The 20,961-nt window shown below is 69.3% G+C and carries 22 protein-coding genes and 1 pseudogene; 12 read left to right on the forward strand and 11 right to left on the reverse strand.

From position 1 onward, the window contains the following. From ACFFC4_RS05750 to ACFFC4_RS05775, 6 genes are all read left to right on the forward strand, one after another. Complete coding sequence (locus ACFFC4_RS05750) at positions 1-1,506, forward strand: flavin-containing monooxygenase (RefSeq protein WP_375498680.1); 1,506 nt, start codon at positions 1-3, stop codon at positions 1,504-1,506. A 71-nt stretch (positions 1,507-1,577) separates the two neighbouring features. Then, a complete protein-coding gene (locus tag ACFFC4_RS05755) occupies positions 1,578-1,973 on the forward strand; it encodes a PaaI family thioesterase (protein WP_375498682.1) in 396 nt (131 codons plus the stop codon). A gap of 14 nt (positions 1,974-1,987) precedes the next feature. Next, the gene (locus ACFFC4_RS05760) at positions 1,988-3,295 is read left to right on the forward strand and encodes a citrate synthase (protein ID WP_375498684.1); all 1,308 of its coding nucleotides are present in this window, start codon (positions 1,988-1,990) and stop codon (positions 3,293-3,295) included. A 24-nt stretch (positions 3,296-3,319) separates the two neighbouring features. Further along, complete coding sequence (locus ACFFC4_RS05765; RefSeq protein ID WP_375498686.1) at positions 3,320-3,883, forward strand: RNA polymerase sigma factor; 564 nt, start codon at positions 3,320-3,322, stop codon at positions 3,881-3,883. After that, a complete protein-coding gene (locus tag ACFFC4_RS05770; protein ID WP_375498688.1) occupies positions 3,880-4,617 on the forward strand; it encodes an anti-sigma factor domain-containing protein in 738 nt (245 codons plus the stop codon). Before ACFFC4_RS05765 ends, ACFFC4_RS05770 begins: the two co-directional genes overlap by 4 nt. Before the next feature lie 13 nt (positions 4,618-4,630). Next, complete coding sequence (locus tag ACFFC4_RS05775) at positions 4,631-5,005, forward strand: hypothetical protein (RefSeq protein ID WP_375498690.1); 375 nt, start codon at positions 4,631-4,633, stop codon at positions 5,003-5,005. Between the two features lie 27 nt (positions 5,006-5,032). Here ACFFC4_RS05775 and ACFFC4_RS05780 read toward each other — a convergent pair whose 3' ends face one another. The 5 genes and pseudogenes from ACFFC4_RS05780 to ACFFC4_RS05800 form a co-directional block, all read right to left on the reverse strand. After that, a complete protein-coding gene (locus ACFFC4_RS05780; protein ID WP_375498692.1) occupies positions 5,033-5,245 on the reverse strand; it encodes a hypothetical protein in 213 nt (70 codons plus the stop codon). Positions 5,246-5,285: 40 nt separating this feature from the next. After that, entirely contained in the window at positions 5,286-6,095 is an 810-nt protein-coding gene (locus ACFFC4_RS05785) for a DUF1295 domain-containing protein (protein WP_375498694.1), read from the reverse strand. Beyond that, on the reverse strand, positions 6,092-7,381 hold the full coding sequence (locus ACFFC4_RS05790) for a class I SAM-dependent methyltransferase (RefSeq protein WP_375499008.1): 1,290 nt from the start codon (positions 7,379-7,381) through the stop codon (positions 6,092-6,094). Before ACFFC4_RS05790 ends, ACFFC4_RS05785 begins: the two co-directional genes overlap by 4 nt. Before the next feature lie 57 nt (positions 7,382-7,438). Further along, positions 7,439-8,194: pseudogene (locus ACFFC4_RS05795) on the reverse strand (DUF1365 domain-containing protein); the annotation flags it as partial. Next, positions 8,125-9,384 (reverse strand): NAD(P)/FAD-dependent oxidoreductase, encoded by a 1,260-nt coding sequence (locus ACFFC4_RS05800; protein WP_375498696.1) that lies wholly within the window; start codon positions 9,382-9,384, stop codon positions 8,125-8,127. The pseudogene ACFFC4_RS05795 and the gene ACFFC4_RS05800, both read right to left, overlap by 70 nt. A 196-nt stretch (positions 9,385-9,580) precedes the next feature. On the opposite strand from ACFFC4_RS05800, the gene ACFFC4_RS05805 reads away from it, so the two are divergent. Together ACFFC4_RS05805 and ACFFC4_RS05810 are read left to right on the forward strand one after the other, a co-directional pair. Beyond that, entirely contained in the window at positions 9,581-10,402 is an 822-nt protein-coding gene (locus ACFFC4_RS05805) for a thioesterase family protein (protein WP_375498698.1), read from the forward strand. Between the two features lie 13 nt (positions 10,403-10,415). Next, entirely contained in the window at positions 10,416-10,949 is a 534-nt protein-coding gene (locus ACFFC4_RS05810; RefSeq protein WP_375498700.1) for a DUF4395 domain-containing protein, read from the forward strand. Here the strand turns inward: ACFFC4_RS05810 and ACFFC4_RS05815 are convergent. The 3 genes from ACFFC4_RS05815 to ACFFC4_RS05825 all read right to left on the reverse strand — a co-directional run bounded on the left by ACFFC4_RS05815 (position 10,891) and on the right by ACFFC4_RS05825 (position 13,536). After that, positions 10,891-11,247: an STAS domain-containing protein gene (locus ACFFC4_RS05815; RefSeq protein ID WP_375498702.1), complete on the reverse strand. Its 357-nt coding sequence runs from the start codon at positions 11,245-11,247 to the stop codon at positions 10,891-10,893. The genes ACFFC4_RS05810 and ACFFC4_RS05815 overlap by 59 nt on opposite strands. After that, positions 11,244-12,209 carry a hypothetical protein gene (locus ACFFC4_RS05820; protein ID WP_375498704.1) on the reverse strand — a complete coding sequence of 322 codons (966 nt, stop codon included), beginning with the start codon at positions 12,207-12,209 and terminating at the stop codon, positions 11,244-11,246. The genes ACFFC4_RS05815 and ACFFC4_RS05820 overlap by 4 nt, the downstream gene beginning before the upstream one ends. A gap of 253 nt (positions 12,210-12,462) precedes the next feature. Continuing rightward, complete coding sequence (locus tag ACFFC4_RS05825) at positions 12,463-13,536, reverse strand: helix-turn-helix transcriptional regulator (RefSeq protein WP_375498706.1); 1,074 nt, start codon at positions 13,534-13,536, stop codon at positions 12,463-12,465. Between the two features lie 386 nt (positions 13,537-13,922). On the opposite strand from ACFFC4_RS05825, the gene ACFFC4_RS05830 reads away from it, so the two are divergent. From ACFFC4_RS05830 to ACFFC4_RS05840, 3 genes are read left to right on the forward strand one after another with little or no spacing between them, the layout of a single operon-like run. Then, complete coding sequence (locus ACFFC4_RS05830) at positions 13,923-15,272, forward strand: ice-binding family protein (protein ID WP_375498708.1); 1,350 nt, start codon at positions 13,923-13,925, stop codon at positions 15,270-15,272. A gap of 54 nt (positions 15,273-15,326) precedes the next feature. Further along, on the forward strand, positions 15,327-16,124 hold the full coding sequence (locus tag ACFFC4_RS05835; protein ID WP_375498710.1) for a CPBP family intramembrane glutamic endopeptidase: 798 nt from the start codon (positions 15,327-15,329) through the stop codon (positions 16,122-16,124). Between the two features lie 28 nt (positions 16,125-16,152). After that, positions 16,153-17,406: a GNAT family N-acetyltransferase gene (locus ACFFC4_RS05840; protein WP_375498712.1), complete on the forward strand. Its 1,254-nt coding sequence runs from the start codon at positions 16,153-16,155 to the stop codon at positions 17,404-17,406. A gap of 77 nt (positions 17,407-17,483) precedes the next feature. Here ACFFC4_RS05840 and ACFFC4_RS05845 read toward each other — a convergent pair whose 3' ends face one another. From ACFFC4_RS05845 to ACFFC4_RS05855, 3 genes are read right to left on the reverse strand one after another with little or no spacing between them, the layout of a single operon-like run. Beyond that, complete coding sequence (locus tag ACFFC4_RS05845) at positions 17,484-18,764, reverse strand: SPFH domain-containing protein (protein WP_375498714.1); 1,281 nt, start codon at positions 18,762-18,764, stop codon at positions 17,484-17,486. Next, the gene (locus tag ACFFC4_RS05850) at positions 18,761-19,231 is read right to left on the reverse strand and encodes an NfeD family protein (protein WP_375498716.1); all 471 of its coding nucleotides are present in this window, start codon (positions 19,229-19,231) and stop codon (positions 18,761-18,763) included. The genes ACFFC4_RS05845 and ACFFC4_RS05850 overlap by 4 nt, the downstream gene beginning before the upstream one ends. A 44-nt stretch (positions 19,232-19,275) precedes the next feature. Further along, the gene (locus ACFFC4_RS05855; protein WP_375499010.1) at positions 19,276-20,094 is read right to left on the reverse strand and encodes a DUF3097 domain-containing protein; all 819 of its coding nucleotides are present in this window, start codon (positions 20,092-20,094) and stop codon (positions 19,276-19,278) included. Between the two features lie 93 nt (positions 20,095-20,187). On the opposite strand from ACFFC4_RS05855, the gene ACFFC4_RS05860 reads away from it, so the two are divergent. Further along, positions 20,188-20,946, forward strand: coding sequence for a hypothetical protein (locus ACFFC4_RS05860; RefSeq protein WP_375498718.1), 759 nt, complete (start codon positions 20,188-20,190; stop codon positions 20,944-20,946). The last annotated feature ends 15 nt before the right edge of the window (positions 20,947-20,961 follow it).

Genomic DNA, 20,961 nt, shown 5'->3' on the forward strand with positions numbered 1-20,961 from the left:
ATGTCCGGACCGCACACCGACGTCTTGATCATCGGCGCCGGCATCTCCGGCATCGGCACCGCCTGTCATCTGGCCCGCGATTGCCCGGACAAGGAGGTGCGCATACTGGAGCGGCGCGCCACGATCGGCGGGACCTGGGATCTGTTTCGCTACCCAGGGGTGCGCAGCGACTCGGACATGTTCACCTTCGGTTACAACTTCCGGCCGTGGAGCGACACGAAGGTGCTGGCTGACGGCGCCGCCATCCGCGAGTACCTGCACGACACCGCCGTCGAGTACGACATCGAGCGGCTGATCGAGTACGACCGACAGGTCGTCAAGGCCTCCTGGTCCAGCGCGCAGAACTGCTGGACAGTCGAGACGCGCAATGGCGCGGGCGAGGCCACCGAGACCTTCACCGCCGACGTCGTCGTGGCCGGCACCGGTTACTACAACTACGACACCGGCTACCGCCCTGAGTTCCCCGGTCAGCAGGACTTCACCGGCACTGTCGTGCACCCGCAGCACTGGCCGGCCGACCTCGACTACGCGGGCAAAAAAGTTGTCATCATCGGCTCGGGCGCCACCGCGGTGACCCTGGTGCCGGCCATGGCTGCCGAGGCCGCACACGTCACCATGCTGCAACGCTCCCCCACGTACATCGTGTCCCTGCCGGCCCGGGATGGGATCTCTGCCGGGCTGCGCCGGTTCCTGCCCGACAGCGTCGTCTGGAAGCTGGCCCGTTCTCGCAACATCGGCGTGCAGCGGGCTACGTACGCCCTGGCCCGGGTGCGCCCCGACACCATCCGCCGGTTCGTGGTGAAGGGCGCCGAGAAGGCCCTGGCCGGCTCATCGGACATCGCCAACTTCACCCCCAAGTACGACCCGTGGGACCAGCGGCTGTGCGTGGTGCCCGACGGCGACCTGTTCCGCACCATCCGCAGCGGCAAGGCCGACGTCGTCACCGACCGCATCAAGACCTTCACCGCCGACGGCATCGAACTGGAATCCGGTGACCGGCTCGAGGCCGACATCATCGTCTCGGCCACCGGCCTCGACGTGCAGATCCTGGGCGGCGCCACCCTCGAGGTCGACGCCGAACCGGTCGCTGTCAACGAGCGGCTCACGTACAAGGCCACGCTCATCGAGGGCGTGCCCAACTTCGCGTTCGTCTTCGGCTACATCAACGCCTCGTGGACGCTCAAGGCCGACCTCGCAGGCGAGTACGTGTGCCGCCTGCTCAACCACCTCGACCGTCACGGCCTCACCACGTTCGTGGCGCACGGCAGCGCCGGCGACCACGGCCAGGGCTCGGTGCTCGGCGCGCTGAACTCCGGGTACGTCCGTCGCGGCGACCCGCACCTGCCCCGCCAGGGCGCCCGCGGACCGTGGCGGGTGACCAACGACTTCCTGCGTGACGCCGCGACGCTGCGCCACGGGTCCATCGACGACGGTGTGCTGGAGTTCACGACGCACGAGAATGTCGAACCGCAGCGCAGGCCCCGACCCGCGGCCGCGGCCTCCTGAGCGACGTACTGCATGCCATTCTTCGGACCGCCGGGCACACGCGCGCAACGGCCTGGACTACGGTCGAAAACATGACCGATGCCGTGCGGGACGTCGTCGACCAGGGCTTGACCAAGGCTCTCGGACTTCGGCTAGACGAGCTTGGTCCTGACCGGGTGGTCATGAGCTGGACCGTGGGCGAGCAGCACCTGCAGCCCTACGGGATCGTGCACGGCGGCGTCTACTGCTCGGTGGTTGAAAGCAGCGCCAGCCTGGGCGCAGCGATGTGGTTGGGCGACCGCGGCAAGGTCGTCGGCGTCGCGAACAACACCAACTTCCTGCGCTCAGCGCGTGAGGGCATTTTGACGGCCGTTGCGACGCCGATCCACCGGGGCCGCAGCCAGCAGCTCTGGCTGGTCGAGATCACCGACGAACAGCAGCGGGCGATTGCCCGCGGCGAGGTACGACTGCAGAACCTGAGCAGCTAACCGAGAGGGAACCCATGTCCGACGCAGCCGTCGACATCACGAACGCAACCCTGGACGTACCCGGCCAGGACTCGCTGGAGCTGCCCGTCCATCGCCCCGTCGAGGGGGCGCCGGCCGCCGACATCGGCAAGCTGCTGGCCAAGACGGGGATGGTCACCTACGACCCCGGATTCGCGAACACCGCGTCCTGCTCGTCGGCGATCACCTACATCGACGGCGATGCCGGCATCCTGCGCTACCGCGGCTATCCCATCGACCAACTGGCCGAGAACTCGTCGTTCCTCGAGGTCAGCTACCTGCTCATCAACGGTGAGCTGCCGACATCGGACGAGCTGGCCGATTTCGCCGACCAGATCCAGCACCACACGTTGTTGCACGAGGAACTCAAGCGGCTGTTCGACGCCTTCCCCCGCGACGCCCACCCGATGCCGGTGCTGTCGTCGGCCGTCTCTGCGCTGTCGACCTTCTACCAGGACGCGCTCAACCCGCAGGTCGAGGCCAACGCGAAGCTGTCGACGATCCGGCTGCTGGCCAAGCTGCCGACCATTGCGGCGTACGCCTACAAGAAGTCGGTGGGCCAGCCGTATCTGTATCCGGACAACGCGCGCACCTACGTCGAGAACTTCCTGGCCATGACGTTCGGCTTCCCGGCCGAGCCCTACGAGGTCGACCCCGCCGTGGCCAAGGCCCTGGACACCCTGTTCATCCTGCACGCCGACCACGAGCAGAACTGCTCGACCTCCACGGTGCGGCTGGTCGGTTCGTCGCAGGCCAACCTCTTCGCCTCGGTGTCGGCCGGCATCCACGCATTGTCCGGACCGCGGCACGGCGGTGCGAATCAGGAAGTCCTCGAGATGCTCGAGAAGATCCGCAGCACCGGCGGCGACGTCGGCGAGTTCGTGAAGAAGGTGAAGAACAAGGAGGACGGCGTCAAGCTGATGGGCTTCGGGCACCGGGTCTACAAGAACTACGACCCGCGCGCGGCCATCGTGAAGCAGTCGGCAGACCAGGTGCTCTCGGCGATGGGCAAGCGCGACGACCTGCTCGACCTCGCCATCGAGCTCGAGGGTCACGCCCTCGAGGACGATTACTTCGTCGAGCGCAAGCTCTACCCGAACGTCGACTTCTACACCGGGCTGATCTACCGGGCCATGGGCTTCCCGACCAAGATGTTCACGGTGCTGTTCGCCATCGGCCGGCTGCCGGGCTGGATCGCCCAGTGGCAGGAGATGATCGACGACCCGGAGGGTCGCATCGGACGGCCGCGCCAGCTCTACACGGGCGCGCCGGAGCGTTCCTTCGTGGAGATCGAGAAGCGCTGATCGGCCCCGAACGGAACCGACGCCATGACCGCTGACGAAGTAGCGAGTGTGGAGGCAGCCCTAGGCGACATCGGCGAACGCCTGAATCAGGGCGACCCGGCGGCGCTGGAAGATGCCTATCGCACGCTCGGTCCGCTCGTGATGTCCTACCTCGGGCGCTACGTCCCGCAGCCCGACGTCGAGGACGTCATGCAGCGGGTGTTCTACGAACTCTGGCGCGTGCACGATCGGTACGACCCGAACCAGTCACTGCGCGGCTGGGTGCTGGGCATCGCCCGCAAGCGAGCCATCGACCATCTGCGAAAACGCCGGGACGTCGTCGTCCCGCTGGACTCGATGCGCGAGATCACCGGTGATGACGGCCGGCTGGTCGCCGACCGGCTGGTGTGGGCCGACGAGGTGCGTGGTGGCCTTGACTCGCTGCCCGAGCTGCAGCGCGAGGTCATCGAGCTCGCCTACTTTGAGGGGTACACGCAGACTGAGATCGCCTTGGCCCTCGACATCCCCCTGGGCACCGTCAAGACCCGCACGTCGCGCGGACTGCAACGTCTGGCCGGCCTGCTCGAGAATCCCCGAGGTGTCCGATGAGCAGCCACATCACCGAGGACATCCCCCGCCTGCTGACCGGTGAGGCGACTCGCGACGCAGTACTCAGCGCGGCCGAACATCTGCGCTCGTGCCCGGACTGCCAGCAGGAACTCGTCTCGGCCGTGGTAGCGCACGCCTCGCTCACCTCCGCTCATCGCTTCGCACCCGAGATCGTGGCTGCGACCCGGCCGGACGACAGCACGGACGACGGCTCGGATGACGACGGTCCGCCCGCCGGGCTGCCGCCGATGACCAGCATGTTCGAGAAGATCCGCGAGGAGGCCGAGCAGGCCACCCATCGCAAACATGCCGCCCCCAAGCGCCGGCGGCTCGTCGCGGTGGCCGCTGCAGCGGTGATCCTGGTGGGCGGCGGCGTCGCGATCACCGAGGTCTCGACGTCGTCCTCGTCGTCGAGTCAGCACACTCTTGCGCTCACCGCGTTCGACAAGGGTCACACCCAGGCCCGGCTGACGATCGTCGGCGATCGCAAAGTTCGCATCGACGCCAGCAAGCTGCCGCGCCTGGACTCGAACCACGTCTACGAGCTGTGGCTCACCGACGGTGCGCGCACGCAGATGCAGAGCGTCGGGCTGCTGGGCAACGACAACACCGCCGACCTGACCGTGCCGTCGAAGTCGCTGAAGCGCTACGACAACTTCGAGGTCAGCATCCAGCGGACGAACCAGGTCAAGTACAGCGGCATCAGCGTGCTGCGCGGGCAGTACCAGCAGTGACACAATCCCGGACGTGGGATCGGTACCCGAGCGCTGGGTGACGCCGTCGTCGACGAGCGTGTTGGGCCATGTCCTGGCCAAGCGGGCACGTCATCCCGACGAGTTCGACTGCGCGGTGCGGGTTGTTGCCGGCGCCGTCCCCGGTGAAGCCACCCGCTGGCGTTACCGCCGCAGCGCCGTCGACCCGCTGATGCTCGACTGGGACATCATCACCGTGACGCACGGTAGCGTCGTCCTGCGGCTGCGCTTCACCGGCGAGAACCGACCCCGCAGCGGGAGCGTGCGCGTCCACCACCGCATCTGGCCCGCCACCGACGTGCCGACCGGCGCGTCGGTCGAGATCGCCGCCGACGCCGGCGAGGCCGTCCGCTTCCGCCTCGACCCCTGAACCGCGCTTGGCGGTGAGGGGACGGGTCTATTCGGCGTCGGCTTTCAGGTTGGCCAAGCGCAGCTCGAGGGTGCCGAGGACGGCCTCGTTCTCCTCGATGTTGGTGAGCGCGGCCGCGGTGTCCTCGGGGTCGACCGCGCCGACACCCTGGCCGCCCACCTGCTGACGGATCTCGTCGTTGGTGCGTCGCAGTTCGGCGATCTCGTTCTCCAGGTCGGTGACCTGAGCTTCGTTGGGCACGGTGATCCTCTCGTCGGGCGGTGGTGCTCGTGCCCCGACGCTAGCTGGTGACGGCCTTCTTCACCCGCGGCGGTAGGGGGAAGAACATGCTGGTCCGTGCGGCGTAGGCGTCCCAGCCGTCACGCTTGCTCATCGACTTCTCCAGGATCCGAGCGCCGGAGCCGATGGTGAGCAGCAGCGTCATGATGATCGGGGAGAAGATCGTGGCCACGCCGGGCAGCGCGTCGGCAGCGACGAGGAAGATCCCCCACCAGATGCAGGCGTCGCCGAAGTAGTTCGGGTGCCGGGTGTAACGCCACAAACCTGTGTCGATGAGCTTGCCCTTGTTGGCCGGATCCGCCCGGAAGCGCGCCATCTGCGCGTCACCGACGCTTTCGAAGAACAACCCGACCGCCCAGATCGCGACCCCGATCCAGGCGAGGACGCCCACGGACGAACGCTCGAAGCCGCCGACGAGGATGGGCGCCGAGATGATGAAGGCCAGTACCCCTTGCAGCAGGTAGATGTGCGTGAGCGCGTAGAGATCGCCGTTGCCTGGTTGCTTGTCGAGCATCTCCTCGTAGCGCGGATCCTCGGGCTTGCCGATCGACCGTTTGCCCGTGTACCAGGCCAGGCGCAAACCCCAGACCGTCGCCAGGGCCAGCAGCAGCCAGCGCCGGGTGTCGTCGCCCGTCGACCGGACCGCCATCACTACCGCGGCGGTGACGAACAGCAGACCCCACGTGGTGTCGATGACGGCGTGTTTCCCGACGATCTTCGAGACCACGAACGTCGCCAACAGCACGACGGCCATCGCGCCGCCGGCCCAGGCCAGCGTCCCGGCCCAGGCCGAGGTGTCGAAGGAGCTCATTCCCCGACGGTAGCCGCGGCCCAGGGTCGGGTGGCCGGCATGGCGCTCACGCCGTCGCCGGTCGGCTTGACGGCCAGGAACTGATCGACGCCCATGCGGCCCTCCTCGAAGGTGAGCATGCCGCCGACGAGGTACAGCCGCCAGACCCGCGCGACCTCCTCGTTCTGCAGGGCGACGAACTGATCCCACTTGGCCTCGAAGGTGTCGAGCCAGTGCTGGACGGTGGTGACGTAGTGCTCACGCATCGCCTCGACGTCGCGGACCTCGAAGCCGCCGTTGACGAGGTGGCGCATCGTCTGCCAGATCGGGCGCATGTGCATATCGGGCGCGATGTAGGACTCGATGAACGCGCCGCCACCCGGGGCGGTGTTCTCATGGCGCGACATCTGCTGCAGCAGCAGGCGGCCGGTGGGCTTGAGCGCGTCGTACATGATGCCGACGTACTCGGGGTAGTTGCCCTCGCCGACGTGTTCGCCCATCTCGATCGAGCTGACCGCGTCATAGACCTGACCGTCCGACGCGAAGTCCCGGTAGTCCTGCAGCCGCACCTCGACCCGGTCGGCCAGCCCGCGGTCGGCGATCCGTTTGGTGATGAAGTCGCGTTGCTGCCCAGACAGCGTGATGCCGGTGGCGTGCACGCCGTAGTGCTCGGCGGCGTGCAGGATCATCGATCCCCACCCGCAGCCGACGTCCAGCAGGCGCTTGCCGGGCTCGAGGTCGAGCTTGCGGCAGACGAGGTCGAGCTTGGCGCGCTGCGCATCGACCAGCGACTGCCCCTCATGGGTGAAGTACGCCGACGAGTACGCCATCGTGTCGTCGAGCAGCAGCTCGTAGAACTCGTTCGACAGGTCGTAGTGGTGCGAGATCGCGGCGCGGTCGCGCAGTTTGGTGTGCAACCGCCCCTGCAGCCGGGCCTCGGACGCCGGCGGGGTGGGCGGCGTGCCGATCGCACCGAGCCGGGTCGCGGCGAGCGCAGCCTTGGCCTTCGCACCGGCGCTGAGCGACACCTCGGTGCTCGGCCGCGAACGGGCCAGCTTCCACGCGCGGCGAAACCCGTCAGCCAGATCCCCCTCGACGTCGAGGTCGCCGGTGACGTACGCCCGGGCGAGCCCGAGCTCCCCTGGCGCCCAGAGCAGGCGACGCAACGCGCGGCGCGAGTGGATCACCAGCACCGGCCCGCCGTCGACCGGGCCGGCCTCGCTCCCGTCCCAGGCGCGGATGCGGACGGGCAGTTCGAGACCCGCCGTCTCGCGGACGAGGGTGGCGAGGCGGTCCGCGATCGACATGGCGACTCTTTTCCTAGAACTGGGCTTTGCGAGGTCGGACGGGTGTGGCGGGCGCTGCTGAATGGGCAGGCCCTTGCGCCACAGGCGCAGGCCGTGGGCGGTGATGAGGCCGCGGACGAGCCACGTCTCGAACGGGTGGCGCAGGGCCATGGCAAGGACGGCACGACGGGTGGCCGGCCGGCGGACGCCGCGGACGGATGCGGTGAACGGGGCGTCGTCCGGTCGGTGCAGCGTGATCGTGACGGCCAGGCGTTCCCCGGGTTCCGGCAGGCTCATCCGGTAGCTGCCGTCGACCGGGTAGAACGGCGAGACAAAGAATTCCTTCTCGACGTCCACCCGGCCCGCGTCGTCGGTGCGCAGCAGGTAGCGGTGTCGTTCGGAGTAGGTGTTGTGCACCTCGGCGACGACCGCGACGACGGCGCCGTCGAGCGAGTGGCACCAGTACAGCGTCAGCGGGTTGAAGACGTAGCCAAGGCTGCGTGCGTTGGTCAACATGGTGATGCGTCCGCCGTGCAGAACGATGCCGTGCTCGGCCAGGTAGGCCTCGACGTTCTCGCGCAGGCTGCGCTGCGGGTCACCGACGTGGTCCCGCGAGTGGAAGCGGGCGAGGGGGCCGTGCGAGGGCAGGTCGTCGAGGTCGACGAACCACAGATAGCTGGTGTGGCGCACGTCGTGGCGTACCGGCGCCGCGCGCACGTGCGCGATCGACACCTCGTACAGTGCGGCCGACGAGGGGGCGGCCGTCACCACCGCACGCCCAGGCTCTTGGCCGCCTCGACCCCCGACCGGCAGCCGTCCTCGTGGAAACCCCACCCGTGATAGGCACCGGCGAAGGCGACGACCTCGTCGTTGAGCAAGGGCAGCCGCTCACGGGCCGCCACCGACGCCGTCGTGTACACCGGATGCTCGTAGGACATTCGGTCCAGGACCGTCGAGGCGTCGACCCGGTCCTCGGCGTTGAGCGTCACGACGTAGGTCTGGGCAGCGTCCAGCCGCTGCAGCCGGTTCATGTTGTAACTGACCTGCACAACACCCGGAACGCTGTCACAGGCCGGGAGCGCGTAGTTCCATGACGCCTGGACCCGCGGCCCACGCGGCAGCACCGAGGTGTCGGTGTGCAGCACGGTGGGGTTGCTCGTGTAGCCGATCGCGCCCAGCACCTCGGTCTCGGTGTGGGTAGGGGCGCTGAGCATGCCCAGCGCCTGGTGCGGGTGGCTCGCGATGACGGCGGCGTCGAAGCTCTCGAGGGAGTCGGCGTCGTCGTGGATCTCGACGCCCCACCCGACGCGCGTGACCGACCGGACCGGCGTCGACGTCTGCACGGAGGTCAGGCCCTTGGCGGCCGTCTCGACGTAGCGGGCGGAGCCGCCGGTGACGGTGTACCAGACCGGTGCGCCGGTGACGCTGAGCATGCCGTGGTTGTCGAGGAACGTGAACAGGTAACGCGCCGGGTAGTCGCCCGCCCCGGTGGGCGCCGTCGACCAGACCGCCGCGATCAGCGGCGTCATGAAGTGGGTCTCGAAGTAGGCCGAGAAGCGGTGGCGGCGCAGGAACTCACGGATCGTGAGCTCGTGCTCGGTACCGGTCAGCACCTCGTGCGCCCGGCGGTGGAAACGCACCACCTCGCCGAGCAGCTTGAGGTAGCGCGGATTGGCCAGTGCCCGCGCGCTCGGCAGCAGGCCGGAGATACCCCGGCCGCCGGCGTACTCGAGACCGCAGCCGGCGCAGGAGACCGACATGCTCATGTCGGATTCCTGGGTGGCCACGCCGAGCTCGTCGAACAGGCGGCGCAGGTTCGGGTAGGTGCGCAGGTTGTGCACGATGAAGCCGGTGTCGATGCTGCGCAGGACGCCGTCGGTCCCGACGATGTCGTGGGTGTCGGCGTGCCCGCCCAGGCGGTCGGCAGCCTCGTACAGCGTCACGTCGGCCTCGCGCTGGAGCACGTAGGCCGCGGTCAGACCGGCCACCCCACTGCCGATCACTGCGATCCTGCGTCGGGTCACCGCGTCGTCCTTCGGTCATTCCCTGGCGCGGGTTGCGCGGGGTACACCGATAATTCGTGACGGGCCGTAACCACGGTTCCGGTGAGCACAAGGCATTAGACATGGGAAAGGGCGGCGGCACGGGAGGGATGTGCCGCACGCCCTTTCGCCGTCATTCTAAGCTAAGAATGTGCGACGAGCCATCTAGGTTGACGACGTGTCTGAGACCTACTACGACCTCACGCAGGTGAGCCTCGACGACAGCGTTCTGGTCAGCGAATATCGCTCGCATCCTGCGACGACGGGACCGTGGGCCCCAAACCTGCAACATGGCGGGCCTCCGAACGCACTCGCGGTGGCCGCGGCCGAGCAGGTCGTCGAACAGATCACCGGCCGCACCGACCTGACCGCGCTGCGGCTCGCGTCGGACTTCGTCGGGCCGGTGCCGGTGGCCGACCTCGAGGTCCGGGCGAAGGTGGTGCGCGCTGCGCGCAGCGCGGTACTGGCCGCAGTCATCATCGCCGCAGGCGGACGAGACTGTCTCATCTCACGGGTGTGGTTCGTTCGCGACGCCGACACCTCTGCGCAGGCTGCGCCGCCCCAGGCCGCGGTAGAGCTGCCGGACGGTCTGCCCGGGCTCGACGCGGACTTCGGTTACGGCGCCAGCCTCGAGTGGCGGCGCCTGTCCGGTGGACTGCTCGAGCGCGGGCCCGGCGCAGCCTGGGCCCGTGCGACAACTGCGTTGTTCGACGGTTACCAGTGGAGCGGGCTGGCCCGCGCAGTCCTGGTCGCCGACAGCGGCAACGGGTTGTCCTCCGAGCTCGACTGGTCCCAGTGGTCGTTCCTCAACGTCGACCTCGACGTCCACCTGGCCCGACCGCTGCTCGGCGAATGGGTGCTGCTCGACGCGGTGACCCAGCTCGGCGCCCACGGCTCGGCGCTCGCCCGCTCGACCATCTCCGACCGCCATGGCGTGGTCGGTGCGGGCCTGCAGACCCTGGTGGTGGCGCCGATCCGGGCCGCAAAGCCTACCGGCTGAGTAGACTTCCGACGTGTCCTTGATCGGCTTCCCGAACCCCGTAAATGAGGTCGCTGCGCGCTGCGTCGCGGCTGGCGTGGTCATCTCGGCCGCCGGCATCCTCGTGCTCGGCACGGCCGTCGGCTCGGCCTGGCTCTGGCTCTCGGTGTTGCTCGCCTACGGCTTCCTGGCCCGCGTTCTCACCGGACCGAAGCTCAGCCCGCTGGGCCAGCTGGCCACCCGCGTCCTCGCACCGCGCATCGGGCACGAGCGACTCGTCCCCGGTCCGCCGAAGCGCTTCGCGCAAGCTATCGGCGCCACTCTGACCGTTGCTGCCGTCGTCTTCCTCGCCGTCGGTCTGCCGGGCGTCACCGTCGCCCTGCTCGCTGCGCTGGTCGCCGCGGCCGGGCTCGAGTCGATCCTGGGCCTGTGCCTGGGCTGCAAGGCCTTCGCCGTCTTGATGCGGCTCGGCGTCATTCCGGCGCAGACGTGCGCGGCCTGCGCCGACCTCAGCCTCCGATCGTCGAACCCGGCGAGTCGAGCAGATCGTCAAGCGCTCCGAGGGTGAAGATGCGTCGCACCTGCGGAGAGGCTCCGGAGACGATGAGCCGGTGTCCCCCAGCCTGCTGAGCTGACCGCGCGCCGACGAGGATGCCGAGTCCGGCCATGTCGATGAAGGTCACTTCGTCGAGCTGGATGGTGATGTCGCCGGGAGCGGCACGCTGCAGCCGGACGACGGCAGTGGCCACGTTCGGTCCACACGCGATATCTATCCCGCCGTGGACGGCTATGCGCCGGCTGCGGTAGTCGACGCGCAGATCGAAGTAGAGATCGGTCATGACGCTGCGCGCGTCCGACTCGTTCACGTCGGCTCAGCAGACGCATAGGCCGCTGCTGCATCACGCGCGTGCGAGGACGCCTCGGCGAGTTCCCCTGCCGTGACCTCGGCCGTCGCTCGCATCGCGCGTGCGGCATCGCGGACTTCGTACTCGGTGACGGCCGCCGATGCTGCGCTTGTCGACGCGACCGCGGCGGCGGCCCGGCTGACGGCGTCGGCCACGATAGAGGCTGCGTCGGCGGTCTCCTGCGCTTTGGACGTGGCGGTGGCCGCGACCAAGCTGGCGAGACGGTCCGCTGCGATGGATCCTGCGGCATCCTGCGGGGCGGGGAGTTGGGACGCAGCAACCGATGCGGCTGCTGACACCATTGCGGCAACTTCTTCTGCACGACGCTGCACGTCAGATGCAGCGACTGCCGCAGCGGTGGCGACATCGACGGCGGCGAGCGCGTCGGCCAGGCTGCGAGCGCGGCGGGCGTCCTCAGCCGCCTGAGCGACCGTCGCGGCGGCCGCCATCGCGGCATCGTGGGCCGTCTTCGCAGCCAGGACGGTGCTCGCCAGTATCTCCGCGGCGAGGCGCTCCTCGGCTGCCGCAGCGATCGCGGTTGCCTCGGCCACAACGACCGCAGCAGCCGCCGAGTTCGCCGACGTGGCGGGATCGGTCAACGCGATGGGGTCCGCTGCCGGGAGGCTACGGAGGAACCCGGCTCCGGCCAGATCGTCGAGTGCGTACGCAAGCATGGTATGGCAGCTGGCCTGGTAGTCGGTGGCGAAGACCTGAGCGGCGATCGCGATCTCCAGCCGGTTGGCTGCAGCCGACACGGCGGTAGCAGGCCGATCGAAGAGGCACGCATCGGCGTCGGCCCGGGCGGCGCCGACCTGGGCTGTCATGAGCTGCAGCACGCGTGCGCCGTTGCGGTCCAGGCTCAAGGCCTGATCGACTCGTTCGCGAGCAGAGCTGGAATGCGGCTGTTGGACTGTTTGAGTCATCGTCGCAGCGTCCTTTGCCCGCGCGATGTCTCGAGCGGGTTATCGACCCCGGGGTGACACGACGGGCAGGTTCCCGTTGAGCGGTGCGGAGATCAAGCTCGGACCGCCGCCCCGGTGCGGGGGGTCACGGGGCGACGATCCGAGTTGTTCGTGCTGATTCAGCATGACCCAGCACGGGCGCTGTTCCAATAGACGGATTGCCCTGACTTAAGTTCGGTGTGAAGTTAGCCGTTGTGGCTAGGCAAGGTTGTGGCTAGGCCGACCGGAGCAGGTCCAGTAGTTCCTGCTGCGAGGCAACACCGAGTTTGGCGAACACCGAGCCCAGGTGGTTCCGGACGGTGCTCTGGCTGAGGAACAGCGCCCGGGCGATGGCCGGCGGCCGTTGCCCGTCGAGCAGGCGGGTGACGATCTCGAACTCGCGAGTCGTGAGGCGGTCGAGCCCGGGCCGAGCGCGTTCGGAGACGCCGGCGAACGCGCCCTGGGCGATGTGGGCGATCTCGGCGCCACGCCGCAGTCGCAACAGGATCCCGGAGATGTCGCTCGGGTCGTTGCTGTCCGCCTCCGCCTGCGAGATGGGCATGAGGACGAAGACGCAGCTCGGCGCAGGTTCCAGCGGAAGCAGCAGGAGCTCACAACGGACGGGCTCCGGCCTGCCGCCCGCCGAGACGTGGACGTGCAGCGTGATCCCGTTCCGGGTGGAGCTCGACTCGCCGAATGCCATCAGGCAGCGAGCCACGTCGTCCTGTCCGACCATGCTCAGTAGCGACTTGTGCAGCAGCTCCGTCACCGGCACACCGAAGAGTTCCTCCGCGTCGCTGCTGATCCGCTCGACGAGCAGGCTGGCATCGACCAGACCGACCACGGCTGGTGCGTCGGGCGAGTCAGCGTCCGCCTCCGTGCCGTCGTCATCGGTCGAATCGACGTCCTCGGGTCCGGCGAGTTCATCGGCGATGATGAGCGCGACCACGAAGTTCGACGAGGGCTGGTGGTCGAACGTGCGGATCCACAACCGGATCTGCACGTCGTCGCTACCGGACCGGCGCAGGACGCGCAGCGTTTCGGCTCCGTCGAGTCGGGCCCCAGCGGTGACGTCCGCTCCGGATGCCGGGCGATCCGTCGTGAAGTCATGGAGCAGGCGGCCGTCGACGCCGGCCCCGTCGGGCTCGAGAAGGCGCGCGGCGGCCGGGCTCGAGGCGACAATCCGCTCCGAGGGCACTTCCAGCACGAGTGCCGGGAAGGGAATCGCGTCGAGGACCCCTACGGCGATGCGGGAGATCTCGTCAGCGCTGGGGGTCTCGTCGCCTGGCGGGTTGGAGCTCGTCGCCATCTCACCTCCCGGAACGCGTTGCCGCCTAAGGTCCCCGTACCTCCGGCGTCGACCTGGACCGGACATTGATGCTCGTCCGGCCTGGTTTGTCCTTCGTACTGTAGGTGTTAAGCGCCCGGTTCGCCGCGCTCGCGCTGCGTAGGCGGGAACGGACGGCGTTGGATAGCTGGTTCGCGGACTGGTGAGAGACGTTACGTCGACGCTGCATGTCAGAGTGACGTAGTGGGTAGGCCCGGCAATGTAAGAACCGCGTTAGGAAAACCTGACGCGCAATCCGGCCGGGGGGCGGGCTTTTCGAAGGCGGCTACCCCATGGGCTCGACTGCAACCCCGGCACCTCGGCACCCCCTCACGGCAGGTCCCCCTGGACGCCGCCGCCTTGCCGCAGTGCTGTTGCCCGCTCTGGTGAGCGGTGCGCTGCTGTCCGTCTTCGGCGGCGCCGGGCCGGCCGCCGCAGCGGACTCACCGGTCGGGCTGGGTACAGCAGGCGCCTACTCGGTGCTGGGTGGCCAGACCGTCACCAACACCGGCCCCAGTTCGCTCGACAGCGACCTCGGGGTCAGCCCCGGTACGGCTATCACTGGGTTTCCGCCTGGCCAGGTCGGCGGCGCCACGCATGCCGCGGACGCGGTGGCTCTGCAGGCCCAGTCCGACCTGACGACTGCTTACAACGACGCTGCCGGGCGTGCCACGACCGAGAGTGTCGCGGGCGACCTCGTCGGCAAGACCCTGACGTCCGGGGTCTACACCTCGAGCGGACCGCTCGGCCTGAGCGGCACTGTGACCCTCAACGCCCAGGGAAACCCTAACGCCGTGTTCATCTTCCAGGTCGCGTCCACCCTCATCACGGCATCGGCCAGCAACGTCGACATGATCAACGGCGCCCAGGAGTGCAATGTCTTCTGGCAGATCGGCAGCTCGGCAACCCTGGGCACCGCTTCGACGTTCCGGGGAAACCTGATGGCCCTGACCTCGATCTCGGTCAACACCGATACCACCGTGCACGGGCGTGCCTTGGCCCGCAACGGCGCCGTGACCTTGGACAACGACACCTTCACGTCGCCCACGTGTGACACGACCGAGGCAACCCCCAGCGCCACTACCGCGAGCATCACGGCCACGACCGCCGGCACGGTCACCATGGCAGCCACGGTGACCGGCGACTCCGCACCGACGGGAACGGTCACCTTCACGAGCAACGGCGTGACCCTCGGCGCTGCGGCCGTGGACGACGCCGGTCGCGCAACGCTGACGGTTCCGGCAAGCGCCGGGCCCGGGACGAGTCCGATGACCGCCAGCTACTCCGGCAACCGCTCGTTGTTCTCCTCGGTGTCGACTCCGGTCGCGCTCGCCGCGCCGACCGTCCCTGCTCCGGGCAACGTCCCTGCACCGGGCACCGTCCCCGCTCCCGGCACGGTCCCTGCTCCGGGCACGGTCCCTGCTCCGGGCACCGGCACTACTGCGGGCACCGTTCCCGCTCCCGGCGTGGGCACGCCCAACACCGTCATCGCTCCGCGCATCAACGCTCCGGGCCGGGTGAGCACGCCGGCCAAGTCCGGCACCCCGAGCACGTCCGCGGTGCGCAGAACCACAACGCGCACCACCGCGACGCCGCCGCTGTCCGAGACCGGGTTCCCGGTCGTCGCCTTCAGCGCCATCTCAGCGGGCCTGCTCGCTCTCGGCCTTGCTCTCACCTGGACCGGTCGGCGTCGGCGGCACGCATTGCATCGGGCCTGAACCGAGGGCGGGAGCTCCAACCGTTGCAGCAGCCGGCTGCGGCAGACTGTCATCGTGCGCGACGCCAACACCGAACGCGTCATCGCTGAACCGGCTGCGCCGCCACGCTACGGATTGGAGCTCCTGGCCGTCCTCGGCGTCAGCTACGGGTTGTCCGGACTCACGGCCCTGCTGAGCTTCCTGCGCTCGCAGATCGTGATCCAGAAGGGCCTCGGGTTTAGCAAGGTCGCCACCGCTCCCATCAAGAGCGGCTCGAACACCGTCCACTACCAGTACCTCGACATCCTTGACCAGATCGCGTCGATCCTGTCCGGCCTTGCCCCGGCGTTCCTGGCCGTGGTCCTGCTCATGCGCTCGCCCGCCGGGCGCGGACTCGGCATCGGGCTGCATCGTTTGGGGCCGCGCGAGATCGGGGTCGGGCTGGGCTTCGCCGGCCTGATCGGCATCCCAGGCCTCGGCCTGGTCTACGTTGCCCGCGAGCTCGGGCTCAACGCCGAGATCGTGGTGACGAGCTTCCCGGACGTCTGGTACCGCATCCCCACGCTGCTGCTCGAGGCCTTCCAGCAGGGCATCGGCGAGGAGGTCGTGGTCTGCGCGTTCGTCCTGACCCGGCTGTCGCAGCTGGGTTGGACGAACTCCCGGGCGCTGGCCTTCGAGTCGGTGCTGCGCGGCTCGTACCACCTGTACCAAGGCTTCGGTGGCTTTGCCGGCAACGCAATCATGGGCTTGCTGTTCGGGTGGTGGTTCCAGCGCACGAAGCGGGTGTGGCCGCTGATCATCGCCCATGCCGTCATCGACGCGGTCAGCTTCATCGGCTACATCTACCTGCACGACCGGGTCAGCTGGATCTGACTTGACCGCGCCTGCAAGGGTCAGAGCCATGGCGCCCGAACTCGTCCACCCCGTTCCGTCCGACGACGTCGAGGGGTGGTCCCGCCAGCTCATCCTGGCCCTCATGGGCGACATCCATGGCGACGAGTTCACCACCGACGTCGAGCGGCGACGCGGCTTCCTGGACCCCGATCGCACGTGGGGCGCCCGCGAGCGCGGGCAGTGGGTGGCCACGCTCGCTACGCTCGCGCGCACGATCACCGTCCCAGGGTGCGGCGGCGACAACGTCGAGCTCGCTGCCGATGCGCTTACTGGCGTCAGCGTCGCCGCCACGCACCGGCGGCGTGGCCTGCTGCGCACAATGTTGACAACCTCGCTGCAGGCTGCAGCCGAGCGTGGAGACGCGCTGAGCATGCTCGTCGCCGCGGAATGGCCGATCTACGGGCGCTTCGGTTACGCCCCCGCCGTGGACGGTGCGTCCTACACGTTCCGGCCGCGACGCTCGGGCGGCGTGGCCGCCGCTGACCCGCACTCCGTAAGGGCCGTCGACCTCGCCGAGGCGGCAACGCTGGCACCCGTGATCTTCGACGCCGCGTGTCGACTGCGCGCAGGCCAGGTGCAGCGCCTGCCACAGTGGTGGACCCGCCCGTTCGGTGCGGCCGGCGCGGCACCCCAGCCGTCGGCGCGCGCCAGCTGGTACGTGCACGAGGGACCCAACGGTCCCGACGGCATGCTGTGCTGGCGCACCACACGGGACTTCGACCTCACCGGGCCGCTCGCGGCGATCGACGTACCGCAGTTCTTTGCCGCGACGCCCGAGGCGTACCGCGACCTGTGGGGCTACCTCGCCGGCATGGACGTCGTCGACGAGGTCAACCTCGGCGAGCGTGCTGTCGACGAGCAGGTCCGGTTCCTGCTCGCCGACGCCCGGGCGCTGGAGACCAAGACGGTCTTCGACCACGTGTGGCTGCGACTGCTCGACGTCCCGGCCGCGCTGTCCGCGCGCGCGTACGGCGTCGAAGGATCGCTCGTCCTCGACGTGGTCGACACGGCCGAGCCGGGTTACGGAGCGGGGCGCTACGAGCTCGTCTCCGACATCTCCGGCGCGCGGTGCACGCGCACAACCGCGCCGGCCGACCTGCGCATCGACCAGCGCGACCTTGCGTCCGTCTATCTCGGCGGCCACCGCCTGCACGAAGTCGCCATTGCCGGCCGGGTCGAGGAGCTCACACCGGGGGCCCTGGACCGCGCGTCGGTTATGTTCGCGACCACGCTGCTGCCCGTCAACCAGACCGGCTTCTGACCTGGCGTCTCTCTCGGTGATCAACAGCGCCAAACCGTCGCTCTACGACGTTTGGACGCTGTTGATCACCGCTGGGGTTAGGTGCCTGGCGGCTGGTAGGGCGGTTGCTGCGGGTACTGGTAGCCGGGTGAACGGGGATACTCCGGCGGCGCGGGGGTCGGCCGGGGCGCCTCGCCCTGCGGCGGGTCGTCGCTCGTCGGCACCCGCTGACGCAGGATCTCGGCGACGTCGGGAGCGGACCCGTCGGACAGGCCGGCGCGGGCCAGCTGGGAGTCGGGGTCGTCGTCCGAGGAGCGGATCACGGCCGCCTCGGGTTGCTCGGCCGCAGGCGGCAGGTTCGAGTCGAACCAGCTGCTCGTGTCGATCGGCGCCGCGGCGTCGACGTCCGTCCCGGTCTGGGCGAGCCAGCTCGGCGCGTCGCCGTTGCCTCCACCTGACAAACCCGCCAGTCCTTCCAATGCCTTGCTGAACTCCGACGGAACGATCCACATCTTGTTCGCGTCGCCCTTCGCGATCTGCGGCAGGGTCTGCAGGTACTGGTAGGCCAGCAGCGCCGGGTCGGGCTTGGCTGCGTGGATGGCGCCGAACTTCGTCTCGATGGCCTTGGCCTCACCCTGCGCGGCAAGGTACAGCGCCGCACGCTCACCCTCGGCGCGCAGGATGCGCGACTGCCGCTCGGCCTCGGCCGACAGGATCGCGGCCTGCTTCTGACCCTCGGCGCCCAGGATCTGCGCCGCCTTGTTGCCCTCGGCCGTCTTGATCGCGCTCTCCCGCTGGCCCTCGGCAGTGAGGATCAGCGCGCGTTTGTTGCGGTCCGCGCGCATCTGCTGCTCCATGGCGTCCTGGATGGACGGCGGCGGGTCGATGGCCTTGATCTCGACGCGCGCGACACGGATGCCCCACGGCCCGGTGGCCTCATCCAGCACACCGCGCAGCTTGCCATTGATCTCGTCGCGGCTCGTCAGCGCCTGCTCGAGGTTCAGCGAGCCGATGACGTTGCGCAACGTGGTGATCGTCAGCTGCTCGACGGCCTGGATGTAGTTCGCGATCTCGTACGTCGCCGCGCGCGGTTCCATGACCTGGAAGTAGATGACCGAGTCGACGCCGACGGTGAGGTTGTCGGACGTGATCACCGGCTGCGGCGGGAAACTGACCACCTGCTCGCGCAGGTCGATCATGGGCCGCATCCGGTCGATGAACGGCACCAGCAGCGTCAACCCCGGCGTAGCGGTGCGGGTGTAGCGACCCAGCCGCTCGATCACCGCGGCCCGTGCCTGAGGCACGATGCGCACGCTGCGGTACAGCACGAATAGGATGATCACCAGGACGACGATCGCGGCGATGGCACCAGCGGTCATGGGGCTTGCTCCTCGTTCTGGGCGACCGAGCGGTCGTCCGTTTCGTCGTAGACGACAGCTGTCGCCCCGCTGATCTGCACGACCCGCACCTCACGACCCGCCGGCAGCACCTGCTGCTCGTCGAGCGAGCGGGCCGACCATTCGGCGCCGTTGAGCCGGACCCGCCCGTCGGTGGCGTCGACGGTGGAGAGCACTACCGCGGTGCGTCCGATCAGCGCCTCGGCGCCGGTGACCGTGCCGCTGCCGGGCAGCATGTGCCGCTGGGCCACGGGTCGGACCACGCCGAGCAGGGCGAAGGTGACCACGATCGCCACCGCGAACTGCAGCAGGACCGGGCCGCCCAGCGCGGCCGTGACCGCCGCGGCGGCCGCTCCCCCGCCCACCATCAGCAGGACGAGGGTGAGCGTGGCCGCCTCAGCGGCGGCGAAGACGCCGGCCGCGATCAACCACAGCAACCAATCGGGCATGCCTCCATAGTGGCACCGCGGACCGCGCGACGCCGGTGTGCGGGCTACCGGTTGTCGGTGGCCGTGACGAAGTCGATCAGTTCCTCGACGGCGCGCAGCAGCGGCACCTCGACGTCGGCATAGCTGTCGACGCTGCCCAGCACCCGACGCCACATCTCGCGCGGGTCGCTGACGCGCAGCGCGGCGCAGATGCCGTCCTTCCAGTTCACCCCGCGGGGCACCACGGGCCACGCGTCGATACCCAGCGCAACCGGCTTCACCGCCTGCCAGATGTCGACATAAGGGTGACCGTTGATGAGCACGTTCGGATCGCGCACCTGCGTCGCGATCCGGGTCTCTTTGCTGCCGGGCACCAGGTGGTCGACGAGCACGCCGATGCGCCGCTCGCGGCTCGGCGCGAACTCCCGCACGTTGTCGACCAGGTCATCGATGCCGTCCAGCGGCTCGACGACCACGCCCTCGACGCGCAGGTCGTCGCCCCAGACGCGCTCGAGCAGCGCCGCGTCGTGCACACCCTCGACCCAGAGCCGGCTCCCCCGCGCGACCCGGGCTTTCACGCCGGCCACCGCGTAGGACCCGGACGCCGTGCGGGCACGTGGGCCGGCAACCTTGGGCGCTGCAGCGGGACGGACGAGCGTCACGGGACGGCCGTCGAGCAGGAACGCGGCGGGCAGCATCGCGAACTCACGCCGCTTGCCGTGCCGGTCCTCCAGCGTCACGGTGTCGCGCTTCTCACCCGCGTCGACGGCCCGGCCGAGCGCAACGACCGCGCCGCAGAAGCCGCCGTCGGCGGTCTCGACGACGAGGTCGCGCTCGGCCGGCACCTGCGGGAGCTCTCTGCGCCGGCTCGGCCCGGCCAACACGTCGCCGTAATCACGCACAGGCACGGACGCTACGGGCGCTCGTCGGCCAGGCGGTGGCACCACGCCCAGGAAATGCTCCTACCCTCGGACAGCGTGTCGACTGTCCGTTCCGGTGTCCTGACCGCGTGGGCCGGTGCCTGGCTGGCCGGGCGGATCAGCCTGGACCAGGTCGTCGATGCCACGACCGGCGATGACGCTCCACACGTCGTCACCGGGTTGCCCGGCTTCGAGGAGGTCGTTGCGCTGCGCGACGTCCTGGTGGCGTGGCGACGACGCGGCGTCCCGCCCCGGCTCGTCCTGCCCGTCCCCGGCGACGTCCGCGGGCTACCCGGTCCCGCTGCGCTGCGAGCTGCGGCGCTCGAGGCGGGTGAGGCGGTGGTCGCCGACGGTCTTGCGGTTGTGCCGACGGTGACGCACCACGCGCCGAGCAGCGCGCCGCCGAGCGTCGAGTGGACCGCCTTCGTCGCCGACCCGGTACCCGCCGACCAGATTGATATTCGGCAAGCGCAGTACGACCTCACCACCGCGATCCGCGCGTCGGCAACGGCACTGCTCAGCGCCGGCGTCAGCGGGTCGAACGCCGATGTCCCGGCCCTGCTGTCCGGCGCCCGCCGGGCCGGCGAGTTCGTCAACCTGCCACCCGATCACCCGGCAGCGGCCGTCGCGCTGCTGTCTCAGGCCGAGCGGCTGCAGGCGGTGCTCGACCTCGCGACGGGTGACCCGCTCGGCGGCGCCGTCGACCAGTACGGGATGGCGGCGCGTACCGAAGCCCTGCGTCCGCTGGCGACTGCGGTGCGCCGTGCCCGGTTGGCTGCCTGTAACGCCGACCCGTCCGCGGCGCGGCGGGACTGAGGCACTCACCTCGCA

Source organism: uncultured Jatrophihabitans sp. (assembly GCF_964244045.1).
Classification (GTDB): domain Bacteria; phylum Actinomycetota; class Actinomycetes; order Mycobacteriales; family Jatrophihabitantaceae; genus Jatrophihabitans.

What these genes read in the sequence shown, in the direction of transcription:
- ACFFC4_RS05750 (WP_375498680.1), top strand. Translation starts at nt 1, where the DNA reads ATGTCCGGACCGCACACCGACGTCTTGATCATCGGCGCCGGCATCTCC.
- ACFFC4_RS05755 (WP_375498682.1), top strand. Translation starts at nt 1,578, where the DNA reads ATGACCGATGCCGTGCGGGACGTCGTCGACCAGGGCTTGACCAAGGCT.
- ACFFC4_RS05760 (WP_375498684.1), top strand. Translation starts at nt 1,988, where the DNA reads ATGTCCGACGCAGCCGTCGACATCACGAACGCAACCCTGGACGTACCC.
- ACFFC4_RS05765 (WP_375498686.1), top strand. Translation starts at nt 3,320, where the DNA reads ATGACCGCTGACGAAGTAGCGAGTGTGGAGGCAGCCCTAGGCGACATC.
- ACFFC4_RS05770 (WP_375498688.1), top strand. Translation starts at nt 3,880, where the DNA reads ATGAGCAGCCACATCACCGAGGACATCCCCCGCCTGCTGACCGGTGAG.
- ACFFC4_RS05785 (WP_375498694.1), bottom strand. Translation starts at nt 6,095, where the DNA reads ATGAGCTCCTTCGACACCTCGGCCTGGGCCGGGACGCTGGCCTGGGCC.
- ACFFC4_RS05790 (WP_375499008.1), bottom strand. Translation starts at nt 7,381, where the DNA reads ATGTCGATCGCGGACCGCCTCGCCACCCTCGTCCGCGAGACGGCGGGT.
- ACFFC4_RS05820 (WP_375498704.1), bottom strand. Translation starts at nt 12,209, where the DNA reads ATGACTCAAACAGTCCAACAGCCGCATTCCAGCTCTGCTCGCGAACGA.
- ACFFC4_RS05825 (WP_375498706.1), bottom strand. Translation starts at nt 13,536, where the DNA reads ATGGCGACGAGCTCCAACCCGCCAGGCGACGAGACCCCCAGCGCTGAC.
- ACFFC4_RS05840 (WP_375498712.1), top strand. Translation starts at nt 16,153, where the DNA reads ATGGCGCCCGAACTCGTCCACCCCGTTCCGTCCGACGACGTCGAGGGG.
- ACFFC4_RS05845 (WP_375498714.1), bottom strand. Translation starts at nt 18,764, where the DNA reads ATGACCGCTGGTGCCATCGCCGCGATCGTCGTCCTGGTGATCATCCTA.
- ACFFC4_RS05850 (WP_375498716.1), bottom strand. Translation starts at nt 19,231, where the DNA reads ATGCCCGATTGGTTGCTGTGGTTGATCGCGGCCGGCGTCTTCGCCGCC.